The sequence below is a fragment of the Sphingobacterium sp. PCS056 genome, from assembly GCF_023273895.1.
Classification (GTDB): Bacteria; Bacteroidota; Bacteroidia; order Sphingobacteriales; family Sphingobacteriaceae; genus Sphingobacterium.
Genome location: NZ_CP096883.1, coordinates 3546760 through 3567585, shown reverse-complemented (window position 1 = coordinate 3567585; position 20826 = coordinate 3546760). Strand labels below are relative to the sequence as shown.

The 20826-nt window shown below is 38.6% G+C and carries 16 protein-coding genes; 3 read left to right on the top strand and 13 right to left on the bottom strand.

The annotated features are described in order from the left end of the window. Positions 1–132: 132 nt before the first annotated feature. Together MUB18_RS14855 and MUB18_RS14850 are read left to right on the top strand one after the other, a co-directional pair. Positions 133–660, top strand: a complete 528-nt coding sequence (locus MUB18_RS14855; RefSeq protein ID WP_248753655.1) for an STM3941 family protein — start codon at positions 133–135, stop codon at positions 658–660. A 415-nt stretch (positions 661–1075) separates the two neighbouring features. Further along, complete coding sequence (locus MUB18_RS14850; protein WP_228115900.1) at positions 1076–1297, top strand: DUF1456 family protein; 222 nt, start codon at positions 1076–1078, stop codon at positions 1295–1297. A 66-nt stretch (positions 1298–1363) separates the two neighbouring features. On the opposite strand, the gene MUB18_RS14845 is transcribed toward MUB18_RS14850, so the two are convergent. Next, positions 1364–2257 carry a sugar phosphate isomerase/epimerase family protein gene (locus MUB18_RS14845; protein WP_248753654.1) on the bottom strand — a complete coding sequence of 298 codons (894 nt, stop codon included), beginning with the start codon at positions 2255–2257 and terminating at the stop codon, positions 1364–1366. 436 nt (positions 2258–2693) lie between these two features. Here MUB18_RS14845 and MUB18_RS14840 point away from each other — a divergent pair, with 436 nt between their 5' ends. Then, positions 2694–3173 carry an OsmC family protein gene (locus tag MUB18_RS14840; RefSeq protein WP_248753653.1) on the top strand — a complete coding sequence of 160 codons (480 nt, stop codon included), beginning with the start codon at positions 2694–2696 and terminating at the stop codon, positions 3171–3173. Positions 3174–3468: 295 nt separating this feature from the next. Here MUB18_RS14840 and MUB18_RS14835 read toward each other — a convergent pair whose 3' ends face one another. The 12 genes from MUB18_RS14835 to MUB18_RS14780 all read right to left on the bottom strand — a co-directional run bounded on the left by MUB18_RS14835 (position 3469) and on the right by MUB18_RS14780 (position 20823). Further along, complete coding sequence (locus MUB18_RS14835; protein WP_248753652.1) at positions 3469–3678, bottom strand: hypothetical protein; 210 nt, start codon at positions 3676–3678, stop codon at positions 3469–3471. A gap of 263 nt (positions 3679–3941) precedes the next feature. Then, a complete protein-coding gene (locus tag MUB18_RS14830; RefSeq protein WP_248753651.1) occupies positions 3942–4619 on the bottom strand; it encodes a GNAT family N-acetyltransferase in 678 nt (225 codons plus the stop codon). A 283-nt stretch (positions 4620–4902) separates the two neighbouring features. After that, a complete protein-coding gene (locus MUB18_RS14825; protein WP_248753650.1) occupies positions 4903–6723 on the bottom strand; it encodes a RagB/SusD family nutrient uptake outer membrane protein in 1821 nt (606 codons plus the stop codon). 15 nt (positions 6724–6738) lie between these two features. Beyond that, the gene (locus MUB18_RS14820; protein ID WP_248753649.1) at positions 6739–10101 is read right to left on the bottom strand and encodes a TonB-dependent receptor; all 3363 of its coding nucleotides are present in this window, start codon (positions 10099–10101) and stop codon (positions 6739–6741) included. Between the two features lie 252 nt (positions 10102–10353). Next, entirely contained in the window at positions 10354–11466 is a 1113-nt protein-coding gene (locus MUB18_RS14815) for a FecR domain-containing protein (protein ID WP_248753648.1), read from the bottom strand. Between the two features lie 53 nt (positions 11467–11519). Beyond that, entirely contained in the window at positions 11520–12062 is a 543-nt protein-coding gene (locus MUB18_RS14810) for an RNA polymerase sigma factor (protein WP_248753647.1), read from the bottom strand. Positions 12063–12323: 261 nt separating this feature from the next. Then, a complete protein-coding gene (prfH, locus tag MUB18_RS14805) occupies positions 12324–12941 on the bottom strand; it encodes a peptide chain release factor H (RefSeq protein ID WP_248753646.1) in 618 nt (205 codons plus the stop codon). Positions 12942–12946: 5 nt separating this feature from the next. After that, on the bottom strand, positions 12947–14338 hold the full coding sequence (locus MUB18_RS14800; RefSeq protein ID WP_248753645.1) for an RtcB family protein: 1392 nt from the start codon (positions 14336–14338) through the stop codon (positions 12947–12949). A gap of 359 nt (positions 14339–14697) precedes the next feature. Then, positions 14698–15189 (bottom strand): hypothetical protein, encoded by a 492-nt coding sequence (locus MUB18_RS14795; protein ID WP_248753644.1) that lies wholly within the window; start codon positions 15187–15189, stop codon positions 14698–14700. Positions 15190–15479: 290 nt separating this feature from the next. Further along, a complete protein-coding gene (locus MUB18_RS14790) occupies positions 15480–17423 on the bottom strand; it encodes a glycoside hydrolase family 97 protein (RefSeq protein WP_248753643.1) in 1944 nt (647 codons plus the stop codon). A 46-nt stretch (positions 17424–17469) separates the two neighbouring features. Next, positions 17470–19392, bottom strand: coding sequence for a family 43 glycosylhydrolase (locus tag MUB18_RS14785; RefSeq protein ID WP_248753642.1), 1923 nt, complete (start codon positions 19390–19392; stop codon positions 17470–17472). Between the two features lie 354 nt (positions 19393–19746). Next, positions 19747–20823: a glycoside hydrolase family 43 protein gene (locus MUB18_RS14780; RefSeq protein ID WP_248753641.1), complete on the bottom strand. Its 1077-nt coding sequence runs from the start codon at positions 20821–20823 to the stop codon at positions 19747–19749. Between the last annotated feature and the right edge of the window lie 3 nt (positions 20824–20826).

The window sequence follows — 20826 nt, the reverse complement described above, 5'->3', positions numbered from 1 at the left end:
CATTTAGATTAACATTATATTAAACTCGGTAAGACGCGGAAAAATAAAGGTAAAATGAAATAATATAAGTTAATCAGCATTGCCCCCCTTAAAATTGATTACTTTCGCTATTCATTAATTCCAATTTGATATATGAGTAAAGAAATAAAAATCTACAGAAATACCATTAAAACTAGAAATTTACTATTAAGTTCAGCTGCCATCTGTATTCTGCTAGCCGCTGTATTCATCTATGGACTAGGTCTTTTTGATCATATTTTTAAGGCAAAAGTGGCAGTTGGTAGTGGCGCAGTTTTATTGATTATGTTGATTCTAGTCATTAAAAGCCTAATCAACATGAACGATAAATCTGCCATGTTTGAATTCAACGAAAACACGATAAGTGGAAAATCAGCTCCTTTATCCAAAGCTATCGGGCCAATTGCCTGGAAAGATGTTACAGCCATAGAGAAACATAAGGTCGGCGGCGATACGCTAGTCGTCGTGTATTTAAAAAATGCCGAATCCTATAAGACGAGGCTCTCCAAAATGTATTGGAATATGGCATTTGAAGAGCAATCTCAGGAATTGCAAATTATGTATTCCGCTTCCGAAATTGATATGAACATCGACGAATTACTGGATCTATTTTTATCGTATTGGAAGCAATCTGCTGAGTAAGTAAGCACTATAGGTTGAATGCAGAGCACCATTATAATTAAAAAAGGAGCAGAAAAAACTAGGATTTTGCTTCTTTTTTATGCTTATAACAGTTATTGCAAGAGTAGAAAATAATCATATTCCTTGTTTAAATTAGTGTTCTTTCAGCAACTCTACCCAAAAAATCACTTCATAACTTATTTAAATTAATACACCGATGGATTAGGGTATAGATTTCGGATTGTTTACTTGTTCGACGACAGTAAGATTATGGTACCCGTTTTTACGACGAATAGATAGGCCGGTGGAATGTGCCAGATCCAGTATTAACAGAACAGTTTCTCAGAAATTCCACCAGATTCACTCATATCAACCGACTTGCTATGGTTTTCTAGCATAGTTTTCATAAATTTACGCCATGAGCAACAATGATATTATGAAAAAGCTACGCGTAGCTTTAAAATTTACTGACGACGATATTGTTGGAGTATTGGCCCTGGTGGACTTCAGAATTACAAAGACAGAATTGGGTGCAATATTCCGTAAGGAAGACCACCCAAATTTTAAGCCTTGTGGTGACCAGTTGTTAAGAAATTTCCTGAATGGGTTGATTATCTACAAGCGCGGCCCTAAACCTCGTACTAATCTAGAAGATTAAATTATAGGACAAGTGAACTTGTAAAATCATACCCATAAGCTTCTTTTAAGATTCTTTATCTCAATATTACAGATATCGCTGTAAGTGTTTTTTGAAGTAGGCAGCATCATCAGCTGCACTTTTCATGGGGCTGTGTGCAAAATTACCTCCCTGCTCCAAATAGTAGAATTCCAGTCCTGACTTGATCGGATCTGGAAGTATTTCTACATAGTCAATCGAACCATTGCCCAACTCGGTATAATCTCTGGTCACTTTATCCATGTCCTTGATGTGCCACATCACATATCTCCCTGGCTGATTGTCGACCAATTCTTTGGGCGTGAGTGTAGAAGAATGCATCACCCAATACATATCCATTTGCAGCTTGACCAAAGAGCTGTCTGTTTCATTTAAAATGATATCAAAACCATTTTCTCCATCATGGTCAATAAATTCGAAGTCATGATGGTGATAAGCAAATCCAAGGCCTGCATGTTTTACCTGCTCTCCTATTACATTGAGTTCGTGTGCCATCAACTTGAAATTATCAATCGTCCTTTGTTCTGGTGCGATCCATGGCCAAGTGATATATTTCATATCCAAGTCAAGGGCTCCCTTTATGCACCGATCCACAAATCGCATCAATTCATCTTGTGGCTTTGTTAGATATGAAGAAAAACCGTAATGTCCACTAGAAGCTGTAATATCAAGGTCTTCTAATATCTTCTTGAACTCTGAAGACTTAAGTCCATAAAAGCTGCATTTCTCACTGTCAAATCCAAACGTCTCACAATCCGTATACCCCATCTCCTTTACAGCTTTCAAAGTGAGAAGAGGTGCTTGGGTCATATCCTTATGAATGGTAAAGAGCTGTAATCCCATTTTATACTTAGGCTGCTCAAACATTGAAAAACCAGAAAGGGGTAATGCAGCTATAGTTCCTAGCATTCCGGCAGATTCCAAAAATTTTCTTCGGTTCATTTTCATCTATGCAGTGAGATTAACTTGTTTTCAGATTTCGATTATCCAAACATACTATTTCTTAATTAGACCTCCAATATTAAAAGTGGAGACAGATTTGAAAAAATAGATTTAAATTTGTTTAATTATGAAAAGAGTATTGGATGATTCTTTTAAGAAGATGGAGCTAGATCTATGATATACAAAAGTATCGGTATCCGCAGCAGCAAAAGAACTAGATATTGATGCTAGTAGGATCAATGTAGCATAGATCCTATACAACTTACAACGTGAGTGGAGTAGATCAGGTAGTATATTATTCAAGTGGAAATAGAATTTTTATTTTTAAGGATGTACCAATTGTAGTTGTAATAACATCGACAGCATATGATACACCATATGGACACAAGCAAGTCGACAAAATAATGCAGTACTATTTAATAGAAGCAGTAGCGAAATGACAAGAAAAATAACATTTAAACATTTATTTAAGGCAACATTAAATTGGGTTTTGAAAAAACAACCAACCACAGCTGGATTTTATAGTAAAAGTCACCGCATTTCGATCGAAGGTAAAAAAGACATGGAGATTTCTGCTGCCAAAGCATTTAAAGGAGATCCCCAATTATATAATCCTGAAGACCTGTTGTTGAGCAGTTTAGTTTCATGTCATATGATGTCTTATCTATATGTTTGTGCCCAGAACAAAATAGAAATCCTCACCTACTCGGATCATGCTGAAGCAGTCTTGGAGGTCAATCCAGATGGAAGTGGACGTTTTGTTGAAGTTCGGCTAAATCCATGTATTACCATTACAGATCCTCAGCAAATAGCATTAGCAATGGATTTACATCAGAAAGCCAATCAACTGTGCTTTATAGCCAATTCTTGTAATTTTCCAGTAATACACCATCCAATTGTAGAAATGAAAAAATAACCCCCATAAATCCATCTGGAATCCGATGTTAATCTTTTCATCATTCATCTAAAAAGATCGAGCGCATCAGCTGATTTGATAGCTGATACCATGATTGGGTTTAGATGAGAATAAATGAAATATACCACTAAACTACAATAGTTAGCATGCTAATTTATTATACCAGTTGATAGCTGTTTTAACTCAAGTACAGCAAAAGTTTGACTACTTTTTAGCTTTCTCCGGTTCATAGTTGAGAAATTGCGGTCCCTAATTCCAAAATAGGTGTCACTTGTTGAGAAACTTCGACAGCAATTTATAAAATAGGTGTCACTTGTTGAGAAACTTCGACAGCAATTTCCAAAATAGATGTCGCTTGTTGAGAAACTTCGACAGCAATTTCCAAAATAGATGTCGCTTGTTGAGAAACTTCGACAGCAATTTCCAAAATAGATGTCACTTGTTGAGAAACTTCGACAGCAATTTCCAAAACAAGTATCACTTGTTGAGAAACTTGGATAGCCATTTTCAAATAAGGGACTGCAAGTTATTGATCTGTTGCCCCTGCTTTCTAACTTTCGATTCTTTGTTCCTAAATAGGGATTAAAGGTCGTCAATAAGTAGTCACAAAAAGCTAAGAAGCAGTCCAAGAAAGACGTCGATCTATACAGAAATACGCATCAAAGGCTCAAATAAGGCTTTTGAATCAATAAGGAGCCTCAGCACACTGTGTTCTGGTCAAGATTCTAAAATAGTTGCTTCATTAACTAATGAACAAAATCCCTTCCCTTACGCTGGTTTAATTAAGTTCCAAAAACTTATTTTTCTTCTCGTCTTAAACCCCAGCTTTTCGTAGAGATTGATAGCACCGCTATTATTTTCTGCCACATGTAGATAAGGTACTTTATTTTGTAAAAATATCTGGTGGCAAGTATGTGCAACTAATTTTTTAGCAAATCCAAGACCCGTATAACGAGGATGTGTGACCACAGCACTTACTTCTGTATAAGCGTTCATCTTCATCCGTTCACCTGTGACAGCAACAAGTTGACTGTCTTTATATATACCATAATAATTCCCCAATTCAGAAGTCTTATTTTTGAAATATCCAGGTTGAACTAAATTGACTAAGTTGAGGAGATCATCATGGTGATCGACATGAAGATCGACTATATGTTCATCCATTGCTATCGATATCTCCTTATCAAGCACCATTTGATGACAAACTAATTCTTGATGCAGTATGATCGGACTATTGAATTTGGGTTGATCACCCACAACATAGAAATTGGACGTATCTCGAGCATATTCAGCTATAGACTGTGCAGTCTGATCCATTTTTATAAAACCACCAAAAGGACAATACTGAGGCTTGTAGAATTTTACTCCATCAAATTCAAGTGCGCTATCGCGATGAGTTTCTGAAAGTGAATACCATACAGGATTATCTAATTTACTTGTATCCAATACCCTATCATTAAGTTAAAAAAAATAAAGCAATAGCCATTACTCCACTGCTTTGATACCTAAACAAGATAGTAAAACTTTATAAAAAAATCAATTTATCGGCCCGTAATGACAGAAATGAGTCCTTCTTATTTTCTGCAAAATACATCATCAATATAAAATCAATTGACTACATGATGATCTATACAAAAAAGGTTTATCCATATCCGGATAAACCTTTTTCTTTCAATACCGACATACTCCCTATATAAGAGAAGAGTATCTATCGAGCAGTCACTTTCTTTTATTGTTCCCAGCCATAAGTCTGGACTAAATTACTTCCTTGTAAAACCATCTCACTATTGGCTATTGGGTAATAATAGTATTTAGGCTTAACAAATTCTTTCTTTTTATCCCTTGCTACAGTAAACATAATATGTCCCTGATGACCATTTTCAAGATAGATACTGGTATTGTTGCCATTTCCATCTTTAAGATAATAAAGTGTGATATTTTTTAGCTGTTCTTCAGTCAGATGCGAAATTGGCTCCGTATTTTTAGCAGATTCTAGGATGGCTATATCGACAGCTCCATCACCTGTAACATCCAATGGACCAAGAGCTTTCACATACATTCCCTGTTGTTGATCAGCCAAACGTTCACCCACTTCCCATCTAAATACATCACGATACCGCTGTCCTTCACATGCCAGTTCCACACGTCTTTCCCTCCGAATTTCTAGGATTAAACCTGTATTTCCACCTTCTACATTATTATAGTAGGATTTCAATATTGGATCGACACTCCCACCCGCTTCACTTATTGTCATATTAGGCATCGCAACTCGAGCTCGCAACAAATTAATGGATTTATCCAGATCACCTTGGTTATTCAAGATTCCCAATTCTGCTTTTGCCTCAGCAAAAATGAGTAGTACCTCTGCATATCTGAATACAAAAGCATCTGTATATGAAGCTTCCCAACTGATCATATCCGTCACCTCTGGATAAAACTTAATTTGATTATAACCGCCTAAAGTCGGTTTCAAACGATGTGGAGATGCAGCATTGACAGGTTTAAAACCAGGCTTCATAAAAGTTTGCTCCAAGCGAGGGTCTCTATTAGTAAATATTTCATTTATATCCTTGGTTTTATAATGAGGTTGATTTGTAAATCGACTGCCATCTTTCATCAGATAACTTTCCATTAGCGTTTGGCTGAGCGCCCATTCATAGTCTAAAACCGTATGGGTATTCCTTCTTCTATTTAAATCCTTATCGTAATCGATAAATAAAATCGTTTCAGGATTAGCTTGTAGGTTTTGGCTGATGAAGAGATCCCTATACGCCCGATCAACACCGCCAGCCTTACTGATTTGAAAACCACCCTCTGTCATAATCTTTTCCGAAGCCGATATCGCTCTTTCCAGAAATCCCTTATACGTATCTTTTAAACCTAGGTAAGGATGATATTTTCGGTATGTCCCTTCTTGTAGTGCAAATTGCGCTAACTGGGCTAATGCGGCCCATTTCGTCACCGTAGATTTATGCCCATCAGGCTTGATATGCGCGACTGCAAATTCAAGGTCAGCCATGATGGAGTCTACCACTAATGTTCTACTGTCCTGTTTTTTATGCAGAGCTTCCGTATCCGCTGTACCTAAAGTATTTCCATACCAAGGCACATCATGGTACATGTTTACTTTATCTATATAAAAACGGGCACGAAAGAATTTAGCGATTCCAACATAATGATTCACATCCTCGACCTTGGCATTTTTAACTTTACCATAATTTTTTAGAAAAAAATTGATATTTCGCAATGCTGACCAACTCCATACTGCAGCATTTTGTGCTGTGATTCCTCCTCTCATCATTTGGTCAATGGTACTTCCAGAATTATGATGAGCGAGATTATCCGTGCCAATATCCGCAATCGGCGAACTTAAGCTACTGTAAAAACCATCAGTGTATGTCTTTAAATCAGATATATTACTAAAAAATACTTCTTCTGTAATTGATGTGGTAGGATATCGCTCCATAAAATCATCATTACAGCCTGTTAAAAGCGCTACCATTATCAACAATGCACCTCCAACATTAATCCATCTCTTTATATTTTCCATGATCAGTTTCGTCGTTTAAAAATTAAAATTTAAACCCAAAGAATAGGTTCTTTGAAAGGGGTACGCTGTTCTGTCTCCAACAATCTCGGGATCTAGATAGTCCATCAATGTGGTCAATTCAAATAGGTTTTCCCCACTTGCAAATACTCTGATACGATCTACTCCCCACTTATCCGTCAACGATTTTGGAAAAGTATAGCCTATTGTAATATTCTTTACCCTTAGATATCCAGCATTTTGTAAATATTTGGTCTGCGTAGCGGCCAATTCTATACCACTCTGTTCTGCAACATAGGATTTTGGCCTTGGTAGATAGGCATTTGGATTTTCAGGTGTCCAATGATCGAGGTTGAATTTGGTTAAGCTCGCCCACGGTTGTGCATAGATTCCCCAAAAATAATGATCTCCTCCAGGAGGGTAATAATTTCTTTTACCAACACCCTGTAGGAAAACACGAAGATCAATACCATTCCAAGCCGATGTTAGATCAACACCATAGGTATAGCGTTGTCTAGAATTGCCGATTACCTGGTAATCACCATGGTTGTCTAAAGTCCAATCTCCTTTATTAATTTTTCCATCTCCGTTGATATCTGCAAATTTTAGATCTCCTGGCTCTAACCCTCTCGTCCCCGGATATGAAGTCACATCAGTTTGATTAGCATGCGCTTTGATTTCTTCTGCCGACTGAAAAAATCCCAATGTGGTCAATCCCCACATTTCACCTATTTCCTGTCCCACATAATAGTCGTTGAGGTTATTCTTGGGATTATTAAATTTTTCAATATAAGCTCGGCTATCTGCTAGATTTACTCGGACAGAAAAAGAAAGTGGTTTGGCATCGACCCTAAACTCCTGATTATAGCCAAGTGTGAGCTCCCAACCTTTCGTTTTTAAGTCTGCCGCATTTTCCAAAGGAACTCCTGTACCGAGTACGATAGGCAATGTTCTACCTGCTGTGAGCATATCTTTGGTCATACGTCGATAGCTATCAAATGATCCAAAAAATTGATTTCCGAAAAGACCAACATCAACACCCATATTTGACTGCGTTACCGTCTCCCAGGTAAGTGTTGGCGATACCAATCCTGGACTCGTTACGATTGCCGGACGCTTTCCATCCAATATCACACCAGTGCCTTGTCCCATATTTGCGATATAGGGATAATAATTGTCGCGAAGATCTTGATTCGCTAACGATCCGTATGATCCCCTCACTTTGAAGTTAGAAACGGTCTCCGTAAGCGGATGGAAAAAATTTTCCTTTGATATTACCCAAGCTCCAGAAACGGAAGGATTAAACGCGAATCGATCTTTTTTAGGAAATCTGGAAGAACCATCGTATCTCAGATTTGATTCTAAAATATACTTATCCTTATAGGTGTAGTTTATTCGAGCAAAAGCACCACGTACGGCCCAAGCATAATCAGCAGCACCTACTGCTGGTGTTTCTCCCGTCGCTAAACCAATCGTCGGCAAAGAATTGGAAATCAACTGGTCACGAGATGCCGTGAAAGACTCATAAATACGCTCTTCTTGATTAAAGCCGACCATGACCGAAAAATAATGATCTGCAAGTGTTCTTTGGTACTGCGAAAAAACATTATATACATTATATCGGGTTTCATTACTTCCATTAGCGGCATAACTATTGAAATTTTGTCGATTAATAATACCAGGGCCTGTGCTATATTCCAATGGAACTGTAAAATAATGACTTTTACCTGAAACGCGTCTAAATGTCGCATCACCGTTCAATGTCCAGACGTTCTTGATCAAATCAATTTTAGCACCGAAACTACTTTGAAAATCATTGACTCTTCTTACACTCCTACCACCGTCAGCGACCGCTCCGATCATGTTTACTCCCGCCTCCGTATATGTTCCGTCGGGATTGCGCACTGTGTTTAATGAAGGTTGACGATTGACATTATGCCAATACAAGTAACCTTGGTCGATCGCAGAGGGTTGATCATATTTATCAGCAGTATAGGTTGTATTGCTCGATAAGGTAAACCAATCTGTTAACTTATAATCTCCTTTTGCTCTAAAGTTATAGCGATCATAAGTATCGGGACTGATTCGGAGCATACCATTTTGTCTATAATATTCACCAGAAAGATAAAATGAAGATTTCTCATTCTTTTGCGATATGTTGATGTTATTGGTGTAGGAAGGTTGTGCATCTTTATACACCTCTTTAAACCAATCTGTGGATCCTAAGTAGATATAAGCATTGGGATTTTGTGGGTCTACGATTACCCTTGGCAATGATGGATTATCACTGAGTTCTTTCCCATATTCAAGCATTTTTTCATCATAAAGATTATACCATGGAGCAGACATGATATTTCTATATTTCATCACTTCATACGGATTGTCTTCGATATCCACTGATCTCGTGATCGCCTTAGCCGCAAAAATAGAATTTGCAGCAATTTTTATTTCCTTAGTTGTCCCAGTTTTAGTCGTTACAAGTACTACCCCAAAAGCGGCCCGGCTACCGTATATAGCAGCAGAAGCTGCATCTTTTAATATGGTGACACTCGCTATATCAATGGGGTTCATACGATTTAATTCATCGTTGGTGGCAGGAACTCCATCAATCACAATTAAGGGGCCTCCTCCAGACAATGAAGTATATCCTCTCACATTGATTCCTGGAGAACTATTTGCTCGACCACTGGTGGGCGTAATATTCAGATTGGCCATTGCTCCCTGAAGTCCCGACCCTACATTCGTAATCGGTCTACTATCCAAAAATTTCTCATTGATCTGATCAACAGCGCCAGACAAATTCATCCTTTTTTGTGTACCATAACCGACTACGATCACTTCATCTAAATGCGATTCTGCAATTTCCATATGTACGTTGACCACGCTTTGCCCCCCCGTCGTGACTTCCTGATCCTTATATCCCAAAAACCGAAAGAGTAATACTGCTTTTTCAGGTACACGAATAGCATATCTACCGTTAGCATCAGTCTTGGCTGAAAGTCCTGAAACACCCAAGACTGACACCGTAACTCCAGGCATGACGGAAGTAGAATCACGAACGGTACCCGTTATCTCTCTATCTGTTTGATTGCGTTCTGTTATGACAATCGTACCGCCCATAATCTCAAAAGCAAGATTTTGGCCTTTCAGTGCGCGGTTTAATACGCTTCGAACATCAGACTTTGTTGTGAATACGTCAACTAGATCAGTTTGCGCTAATAATTTTTCATCATAAAAAAAACGCAATTTTGTCTGTCTCGATATCTCTTTAAGAATCTGTTCTATCTTTGCATTCTTCATCGAAATATGGACATGCTGTGCGTATCCCGATGCATTGGCTCCAAGTGTAAACACCAGAATCAGCATACAAATTAACTTCATAATGAGCAGGACTTTAAAAACATAGGCATAGGGTCGACTTCTCCGATTACCCCGGATTATTATAGGAGAAAAAAAATTCATAACTTTGAATTGTTAAAGGTTGATTAATCTATAGAATTCACATTTCAATAAAAATTGCCTTTATCCATTTGGGAGTGCGTCAACACTCCCTTTTTTTATGGATCGGGCCTTACGCTGTATAGTTGTTAGGTTTCGATCATATCTTTTAAAATTAAAAGGTTAATAACTTAATTATTGTATATAAACTTTACGTCCGTCAATTTCAAACTTCCTCTTTGTCGCATACGCCAATAAATTCAAAACTTCCGACAATTTAGAATCACGGCTCAGTGATCCCCTATAAGATGAGCTCAGCTTCAACGTCTCACCATTCACAATTTCAACATCATACCAGCGCGCTATCTGTTGGAGGATCTCCTGAAGATTATTGCCATCAAAATAAAATTCACCACGCTGCCATGCAATCTGCTTTGAAACATCCGTCTGCTCGATTTTGATCTCCTCTGGACCGATCGAAGCTTCTTCACCAGGAAGCAAGAAACGCTCGAGATTTCCTGTCAAGATCTTCACCTTTCCCTCCACTAAAGTGGTATTGACCTGCGCAGCATACGCGTTGACATTAAAGCTCGTTCCCAAAACTTCAATTAGACTACCCGCAACTTCGATCCGAAAAGGTCTATTTTTATCTTTAGTCACTTCAAAATACGCTTCTCCAGTCAATTTTACTCTTCGCTCCTGATCTCCAAAATCATCTGGATAATCCAATGAAGAAGAAGAATTCAGCCAAACTGATGTTCCATCTGCAAGCTGTAACTTATAAGTACCTGCATGAGGTACTTCTACCAGATAGCGACTATGAGCCGACTGTTTGTCCGTAAATTTATAAGGCTGATTTTTTTGATCTATAGCACGCTTTTCACCCCGATAAGATAGATACGCATAAGAAGATCCGGGCATGATATCATTTTTATATACTCCTGTGGTATCCGGAATTTGTGCCGCTAATTGAACTGGATCGGGATCCAAATTATTTTTCCAGTATGTACTTAGAGCAAAACTGACCAATACTAAAACAGCCGCAGCTAAAGAAAATCTTTTCCAGTCAAATAATTTTTTCTCTGGACATTGTTCAGGTTCAGGCACACCATCTAACCGGCGCATAATCTTAGATTTAGATCGTTCCAATGATTTTGAACGATCGTCAGACGAAGGCGCTGAAGCCACATCAGGATCAATACGATAAAACCAATTTAAAACTTGCCTTGATTCTTCAGGAGTACACTTTCCATCCAAATATTTTTGAAGTAATTGTTTTTGAGCATCTACAGGTTTATTTTCCTTCATACATCCTTATAACCCGACATGGGATCAATAAGTACCGAAAAAAAATAAAATATTTATTTGAGTTTAAATTTTAATCTGCTCATGGCCATCGAAACGTTATTTTTGACCGTTTGCTCCGATATTGAAAGTTGATGAGCAATGTCTTTTATGGACATCCCTTCAGTTCTGCTCAATCTAAATACAGAACGCATGGTAGGAGGCATATTTGCCATTTCATGGTCGAATAGAGAGGCTAGTTCTTTAGCAATAAGTTCATCCTCACTATTGGTACATATTAGATATTGGTCTTTATTGACTTCTAAGTACTCCAGATGTTGGCTCCTTTTTTCATTTTTCAACAACCAATCAATCACCTCATATTTAGCAGCCTTAAACAAATAGGGATAGATAGACTCTCCCACCTCTATTTTATTGCGTCTATTCCACATCGAGATAAAAACCTCCTGTAAAATATCTTCAACATCTGGAACAGATTCAATCCGTTTTTGGATGAAACGAAAAAGAATATCAGAATATCGGTCAAATAAAACAGAAAAGGCTATTTTATTATCCTTTTTAAGTTCATCAAACAATTGACTATCAGACCATGTCTTCATGATTTGTTTTTCTTAATCAAGTTAATTATCATAGTAGAACCCCATATTTTTTCTACTGCAAAGTTATAATCGGTGTGTTAAGATAGCGTTAATATAATATTTAACAAAAAACAAATTAAACATGAGCTCATTTTTTAGTTGAGTGACCATATTTTTCAGCTTGAGCTTATCAAAATAAACCCCCTGTATGTGACGATACAAGGGGTTTAGCGCAATGCCTGTTGAATCTTCTGAGCACGATCATAAGCAGGGTTTTATAAATTAAGATTTAAAATCGATGCCCTTAAAAACACGAGTCGGATTACCCCGCTCAATTTCAGCATGATTTTGCCACTGCTTATCGACATCCTGTTGCGCAGATTCATTTTGCAATTGCATTAACTTATGTGCCAACCGTTCCTTCGCTAATTTTTTATTTTGCAATTGCGATCTTGTATCCATGGCAACCGCAGTAATTCCTGTAGGCATGTGAAGCGCTCTAACAGCAGAGCTAACTTTGTTTACATGTTGTCCTCCTGCTCCCGAGCTTCGCATGACCTGATACAGAATATCTTTTTCCAACAGGATGATCTCTTTTTCTTTTGTAATGACAAAAAGTGCGATAAACCAATTTTTCCTTTTATGAAAACGGCGAAACGGACTTTCACAAATCCATAGTAGCGAACCTTTCCATGCTTGCAGAAAGATATCGATCTCTGCTCCCGTCAATTTACATAAGACAGACTGGATTAAACCGCTTCCACTTCTGTCTTCATTGATCACCATCACGTGTATCTGCTTTGTTAAAGCCTCCCTTTGAAAGATGCCTAACACATGCGTTAGGAAAAAGTCACATTCCTTGGGACCTTTTCCCGAACTTAATTGTATATATACCTCCATATATGTTAACTTTCCATACGAACAAATTTGGGTTTGAAAATACCCAATACCTGTATTAATTCTTTTTGAAGATGCATCACCTGATCGATGTCCTTGTAAGCCATCGGTGATTCATCCATACTTCCCCCCAGCAGTTGAACTCCAGCCTCTGCCAGATTCTTGTTCATTTCTGCTTTTGTAAAACTTGATTTTGCATCAGCTCTTGAATATAGACGTCCGGCGCCATGTGATGCCGAGTTGAGGCTATTTGGATTTCCTAGACCTTCAACAAGGTAACCCGGAGCAGTCATAGAGCCCGGAATAATACCCAATGTACCTTGAGCAGCTGGTGTTGCCCCCTTACGATGCACGACACATTCCTGACCATTCACAGTCTCCTTCCAAGCAAAATTGTGATGATTTTCGATGGTCAATGCGATACGCTTACCCAAAGCTTTCGCAATGCGCTGATGGATATTTTCGTGACAAGCTTTTGCATAATCTCCTGCCAGATTCATAGCCAGCCAATATTCCTGTCCATCATGTGTATCGAGATCGAGCCAAGCCAGATGCTGAACATGTTGTGGCAGCGGGCATTGTTTTTTAGCCAAATAGGTATAGTGCTTTGCAATAGCTGCTCCAAGTCCACGCGAACCACTATGCGATAGTACGGCCAAATAAGAGCCCGGACCAAGTTTCCACTCGGGCCGCGGTGCAGCCAGTTCGATGATACCAAATTCAACAAAATGATTTCCACCACCAGATGTTCCCAATTGTTTGTAAGCTTTATCTTGCAATCCCTTTAGCAACGGAATATCCTGAAATTCCGATCGGTATAAGACCTCATGGTCAATTTTGTTTTTATGTGTTTCATACATGCCAAATTTGGTATGCGCTGACAACATATTCAACAACATAGCATCTTTACCTTTTATAAAAGATGCGGGTAGATCAAATATGGACAGGCTCATACGACATCCAATATCAACACCCACCCCATAAGGTATAACGGATTGATGAGTCGCCAATACGCCACCTATAGGTAAGCCATAGCCAGAATGTGCATCCGGCATCAAGGCTCCAGCCATAGCTATTGGCAATTTTAGGGCATCATACAATTGAAATTTTGCCCGCTCATCAATGAGATCTTCTCCAAAGATTGAAAATGGAACACGATGGGTCAACAGTTCGTGCAAACGAACGTCAACTGGTTTGATTAAACTTTCTGCCAATTTGCCCCAGACTCCATGACCACTAAATCGTGCAGGAGCTAATAAAACTTCGTTTACTTCTTGTAAAACCGCTTCTTTTTTCTCCCGCTTTCTATAGCGTTGTATCTGAGATAAACCGATATTAATGCTGTAATTTTGTGGAAAACCTAGTTTTATAAGGTCTTTCCCTGAGATTTTACTTCCCATTATTGTATTATTAAATTGAAAAATGTGTTTAGAAAACACCATGATTGCGTTGGATATGGTATCCAACAGATTTCAATTCGGGAAATTTTGAGTGCAAAAAATGGAATAAACAAAAAAGCCCGAATCATCTTCGGGCTTTTCATATAATGATTGGATGAATCTCTTATATCTGGGCACGAAGAATCACTACCGCATCTATTGCAGTAATGTTAAACGCTATGATATCAGATATATTCATTTTTGTTTTCTCCGTTAAAGGGGTTTTTTATTATTTATCGGGACAAATATAGGATTTATTTTGAATTAGTAAAAAAAATATAAAAAATAATATAACATCAGGTTGATCCACATCAAATTAATTATTCTCCCTGCATCTGTTTACATGCGTCGGCTAAGTTCACCAATTCAGGTAACGCCTGAAACGAAAAATAGGATATATCATCATCTTGCCGCTCCTGTAATAGTTTGGTATAAGCTTGCACACAAGCATGGATATGTTGTTCAAATAATAATTTCCACTGTTTTTTATTTTTTTCATTATAATTTTCAAATGATTTTTCTCCCGCTTTCCATATCTGATCAAATTGACGCTGATCCAATTGAAGTGTCTTACCCTTTACGATTTCAAGTAAAATAGGTTGAGTCGTTTTATAGTAGTCTTTTATCCGCTTACAGAGTAATAGCATCTGTTTATCCGTGGTATGTTTTTCCATGAGCTGCGTCATGACCAGCCCTTCTGTACGCATGAAAACAATGTCCCTCAACGTATTTTCATCATTTAAATCTTGAGAAATTAGTGCCGAGCTTTGTAATAACAGGAAAATGGTGATGATAAAAGAATAGACTCTCATATTTGCTTGAATTATATTAATACTACGGTTTCATGATATTGCTATACATCAAGCAATAAATGTTCTATTTTTCTGTTTGCACTTATAAAACAAGTATTTACAACTAAAAAAAGGAGTTTATTACCATTGTAAGTATTTATACCTATATCCATTTTGCAAGCCCTGGAGCTTTCGTTTACCATATGTAAGCATACTGACCATAAAAAAAAGCAAGCATCCAAAGATGCTTGCCACACAAATTGTTTGAAGTTTCACCCATCAAAACAATGTTTTAAAGTATAAAAAAGAGATTACTGTCCAACAATTATAAATCCGCCATCCGCTTGAAGCGTTACTTTCAACTGTTTTCCTTTTTGTGCAGGCAATACCTGATACTGCGGTGATCGATCCCTATTGTCCTGATAAAGCTCCCATTTATTCCCCGAAAGCATGGGGAGGTTTAGCGTTAGTTCTTTTGCTTTTTTCTCCGCATTGATGCCAGCTATATACCATCGATCGCCATGTCTTCGAGCCAATACCACATATTGCCCCGGATAACCATCGATAAAAACAGTCTCATCCCAGACCGTAGGTACCTGTTTCATAAAGTCAATCACATATGCGGGCATTTCCGTTAGATTGTTGGGTGTAATTCCAAAATTTTGTACTGGGGTCTGAAATAAAACAGCAGTCGCCAATTGAAAAGTTTCGGTTGTTTTTCTGGTCATCCCACCATTGTTCTCCCGGTTATGTCTTTTATTCAGTAAAACTGGGCCAAAATCCATCGAACCTACAGCATTCCGAATAAAGGGATGCAAGCTCGCATGAAAGGCCTCTGTATCATTGGCATGTTGACTAAAGATCAGATTCTCCGATGCCAGTACCGCCTCACTACCAACAAAATTTGGATACATACGCTCCCAGCCGCGAGGCAAGGTGCATCCATGAAAAATAACAGTTAGACCATGATCATTAGCATCCGATAGAATATCCTCATAAAGCTTCATCGTCTCCTGTTTGTCTCCTCCAAAAAAATCCACTTTTATACCTTTTATGCCGACCTTTTGCATCCAAGCCATCTCTTTTTTTCTGGCAGCAGCAGTATTCATCATGTTTTTAGGAGTCTGTGGAGCGTCATTCCAAAAACCATTGGAATTGTACCACAAACAGATCCCTACACCTTTATCTTGACCATAGGCGATCAAGGTTTCGATTTTATCCCGACCGATTTTGTTATCCCACCAGTTGTCTACCAAAACAAACTCATAGCCCATAGCCGCAGAAAGATCTACAAATTTTTTCTGATCTTCCATATTGATACTCCCATCTTGCCATTCTAACCAGCTCCATGTTGAACGTCCAAACGTATACGGTTTAGAAGCTTTATACAGCGGTTCGACCACATCAAATGCAACGGTCGTTTCAACAATAGGTTTTAGCGTGCTTCCGACAGTCAACGTACGCCATGGTGTATTTCCTGGTAGTGCAATAACGGGTTGAGCGCTACCTACACCATTATTTTCATCCACCTCAGGGAAAGCAATCTGATAGAGACCATCTTTGGTCCCTTCACTCAGTTTCGATCCACAGTACAGTGCACCAACACCTGTTTCGGATACCAGTACCCAACCGCGGTCCCCCACGTGAAATAACCCAGGAAAGGTATAACCTAGCCCATACTTAGAACGCACGCCCAATTGCTCATCGGCAGTATATCCTTCTTCATAACTTGGCTTTGATTTCATCCAGCCAGACATCGCCGGTGCTTGAGGAGTTAGGAAAGTTGTCGTCAAATTCGGAAATTTAAAGGCACTCCGTTCTTCTTCAATATAAAAATTAGCAGCTTCACCCGATTGAGGTACATGGTAGCGAAAAGCAATATCATGATTGCTGACTCGAAATATAACATGCAAGGCTTGTTTATCCGCATTTTCTAATTTACAAATCAATTCATTTGCTTGGTAATGGACCTGTTTGCGCTTGATCTTCTGTTCCTCATATTGTTCATCAATTTGGTTATATACCTGATCAATTAATCTTAAATGAGTAGATAGATCGACCTCTCGTCCTTTTAAGCCAAGTGCCGACCTTTCGAGCATGACTTTTCCATCCAGTTGGACATCATAATAAAGTTGGCCATTTTCTAGAGACAGATTTACGACAAGTCGTTTATCAGGTCCGGCGACAGTCAGTTTTTGTGCAAACCCGAGGATCGATGTAAAGCCTAGAAAAATGACGATAAGAAAACGTTTCATTTTGTGTAAGTTTTTGTTTAAAAAATGATTAGGAAAGTAAAACTTTCTAATGAGTCGGAATTACTTTTTTAATACTTCCATCCGTACCAAATTCCATTTTATCCATACATACTTCGCGGTTAAAACCTGCTGCGTCACCCATATAGATACCGTCGGGGTAACTAAATCGGTGATACACAATATACCATTCATCAGTACCAGGCACTTGCAATACGGAATTGTGCCCCGTACCGTAAATTCCCTTTGATGGATCCTTTTCAATTACAATATTATTTTCAGGAATATGGATCGGCCCTGTCGGTGATGAAGACGTGCCATATCGTACCCGATAATTCTCACTGCGCGTATCATCTTCGGACCATAAAAAATAATAGGTACCATTTCGGAAGATCACATACACGCCCTCGCGAAACGTTCGGTCAACATTCAGTACCTGGAGCGTATTTTGTTTGATCGAGATCATATCTTTATTCAGTTCTGCAACAGCGAGGTATCCATTGCCCCAATACAGATAGCTTTTACCAGATTTAGGGTCATTAAAAACTGCAGGGTCGATTTCCTGCCCGCCCTTAATACCAGTCGGTTTAAAATCTATCAATGGTTTTCCCGAATCCTTAAATGGACCTGTAGGCAGATCAGCAACCGCAACACCTATCTTTTGAGCAGCAGTAAAATAGTAGTAATATTTATAATCACCTTTCACTTTTTTCTCTGCTATCGTAGGTGCCCAGGCATTCCTCGGTCCCCAGGGTACATCTTTCTTCAAATCCAAAATAACCCCTTCATCTTTCCAGTCTTGGAGATCAGTGGAAGAAAAGGTCTTAAAGTAATACCCGCCCCAACCATTGAATCCGTCACTCGTTGGATAGATATAATACTTTTTGGTTTTATTGGAATAAAGCACATCTGGATCGGCATAGAAACCATCCAATATGGGATTTTTCTTTGCCGACAACTTGATGTCCGAAGGTGTCCCCCAACGATCTGTCAGCTTTTTAAATTCACTTCTGGACAAAGGGATAATAGAACCATGCCTTGGGTGAAAGTCCATATTGACTTCATGGTCGATGACTTTAAACCGATCGAGATCAACAGATTCACAAAATTGATATTTCCCTTTTCCATATACATCATACATCAAAATATAGCGATCCGACTGATTGAGTTTAAAGACACTAGATCCCTCTACGGCATCATTAGTCTGCTGCTTATAGCCCGGTTGTTCAATCCATTTGCCTGATGTCAGCGAATCTGTCAATGCCAATTTTATTCCATTGCCATGTCCTTCAGTTTTATAAAATAGATAGAAGAGACCATTTTTATTGATGATATCCCCATCGATGCACGATTTGCCATTTTTAGGAAGAAATAATACCCGAGGCTCAGATTCCAAATCGGAGAACTCAGCATTCGCATATGCATAATATATCATATCAGCACCATCACCATGTTTCATCGACCAATAGACCATATATTTACCAGCAGCTGGATCATAGATCGTTTGTGGAGCCCATACCCGTTTAAGGTTTTCATGACCTTTAAATCGCTCTTGGATATTGATCACGTGATGCTTCCAGTGAATCAGATCTTCCGACTTCAATAAGATCATCGCACGATTGGAGTCCCACCCCTTAGAGGAGGTCATATCGGTCAATACCATATAAAAAGACTTGCCATCCTCCCCTCGGAGTATATGCGGATCCCGCACACCACCTGTTGTGCTGATGACCTTGGAGTCCAGTACGGGTTGATTGTTATGCAGCGCACGATAAGTATAACCATCGGTACTGACTGCAAAGCACACCGATTCATCCGCTACGGCATTGCCTTTAAAATAAGCAAATAAATAACCGACAAAGTCTTTTTCCGCTGGACCAGATCTATACTCCTGTCCAATAACTGGAGCTATGATGCTAAAGGCAATAAATGTGATCAAAATATGGGCGAGTTGCCCTTTTCTTTTGTTCATGTCAGATATAAGTTATGAAGTAAATATGCAGTTTAGAATATATAAAAAGCTATTATTAAATGTTAAGAGTACACTTAAAAAAAGTGACAAAATTTTTTTTGCTGATCAAAGCTCAAGCATTCCACTATGCATTCATACGCGTTGATTGAAGGTTTAAAAAATCTATTGGTTATAACAGTTAAACAAATATAAAAAAATAAATGTAAAACAAACATTTATTTTTCACACATCAATAATGCTTCACTTGACAAACAAAAGCAGATCGATCTGTATAGGCAAAAATGTGATAGTCGTACAGGACCGATCACTATTTAATCAAACCTGCACGACAAATAAATAAGACCGCTTTTACGCTTAAAGTCCAGCAGCAATACCAAATTTATGGGTCAGCGTTACTAGCTCTTCGGCAGTTATGGGCATGACCGATCCATGTCTGGGTGTAAATTCACCCCCTACCGGTGTATTCTGTATAAATGTGAACTCTGCCAAATCAGCACTTTTGCAAAATTGGTAGTAACCTTCCGTATAACAGTCATACATCAGGATGTATTCATCGGAATCAATCAACTTAAACACGCTAGAACCTTCAACAGGCTTCTTCTGATCTACATGGAGATGCCGATATTCTGTTTGATAAGGTCCTGTTAAGCTTTTACCTGTTGCTCGCATAACACCACTTTTAGTACGAAAACCCTGATTCATGGTCGATAAACCCTCATCCTTAAAAAATAAGACATAATTCTTATTCTTTTCATCGTACACGATATCAGCATCAATAGCGGCAGTTCCAAAATCAAACAACAGTTCAGGTGTACTGATATCGGTAAAATCAGCATTGGCATAAGAGTAGTAAATCTTAAAATAGGGTTGTTTTTTATCACCAACGGCATACTCCCAATCATGCCGACCTATTGAATAATAGATCATATACTGTTGTTTATCATGATCCCAGATGATCTGTGGAGCCCATACCGCATGCAAATTGTCCCGATCAAATCCTTTTAAATTAGGAAAACGCGTAGGAAAATCAATTGCTTGATGTTTCCAATGGATCAGGTCCGTACTTTGGAGCATGATGATACCATCATTACTCTGCCACCCCTCGCTAGAGCGCATATCGGTCATCACCATATAAAAGTATTTTCCATCGGGAGAACGCATGATATGTGGATCTCGGATTCCTTTTTTTAAAGCAATACTATCGGATGCAAGTACTGGTTTTCCAGCATTTAGAGGCTTAAAATTTAGACCATCACGGCTAAAAGCATATCGAAGCTGCTCACCGTCCGGGCTATTATCCGAAAAGTAAGCGAATAAATAACCGACAGGTTGACTTGCGGTATCTTTTTTATGTTGTCCATAGACAGATACGCCCTGTATGATGAAGCACATGACCAGCTGTAACTGGATGGTAAATGGTATCTTTCTCATCTG

Coding starts and splice junctions, on each gene's coding strand:
- MUB18_RS14840 (WP_248753653.1), top strand. CDS start 2,694: ATGACAAGAAAAATAACATTTAAACATTTATTTAAGGCAACATTAAAT.
- MUB18_RS14845 (WP_248753654.1), bottom strand. CDS start 2,257: ATGAACCGAAGAAAATTTTTGGAATCTGCCGGAATGCTAGGAACTATA.
- MUB18_RS14855 (WP_248753655.1), top strand. CDS start 133: ATGAGTAAAGAAATAAAAATCTACAGAAATACCATTAAAACTAGAAAT.
- MUB18_RS14815 (WP_248753648.1), bottom strand. CDS start 11,466: ATGAAGGAAAATAAACCTGTAGATGCTCAAAAACAATTACTTCAAAAA.
- MUB18_RS14785 (WP_248753642.1), bottom strand. CDS start 19,392: ATGAACAAAAGAAAAGGGCAACTCGCCCATATTTTGATCACATTTATT.
- MUB18_RS14835 (WP_248753652.1), bottom strand. CDS start 3,678: ATGGCTATCCAAGTTTCTCAACAAGTGATACTTGTTTTGGAAATTGCT.
- MUB18_RS14780 (WP_248753641.1), bottom strand. CDS start 20,823: ATGAGAAAGATACCATTTACCATCCAGTTACAGCTGGTCATGTGCTTC.
- MUB18_RS14795 (WP_248753644.1), bottom strand. CDS start 15,189: ATGAGAGTCTATTCTTTTATCATCACCATTTTCCTGTTATTACAAAGC.
- MUB18_RS14820 (WP_248753649.1), bottom strand. CDS start 10,101: ATGAAGTTAATTTGTATGCTGATTCTGGTGTTTACACTTGGAGCCAAT.
- prfH (WP_248753646.1), bottom strand. CDS start 12,941: ATGGAGGTATATATACAATTAAGTTCGGGAAAAGGTCCCAAGGAATGT.
- MUB18_RS14810 (WP_248753647.1), bottom strand. CDS start 12,062: ATGAAGACATGGTCTGATAGTCAATTGTTTGATGAACTTAAAAAGGAT.
- MUB18_RS14790 (WP_248753643.1), bottom strand. CDS start 17,423: ATGAAACGTTTTCTTATCGTCATTTTTCTAGGCTTTACATCGATCCTC.
- MUB18_RS14825 (WP_248753650.1), bottom strand. CDS start 6,723: ATGGAAAATATAAAGAGATGGATTAATGTTGGAGGTGCATTGTTGATA.
- MUB18_RS14800 (WP_248753645.1), bottom strand. CDS start 14,338: ATGGGAAGTAAAATCTCAGGGAAAGACCTTATAAAACTAGGTTTTCCA.
- MUB18_RS14850 (WP_228115900.1), top strand. CDS start 1,076: ATGAAAAAGCTACGCGTAGCTTTAAAATTTACTGACGACGATATTGTT.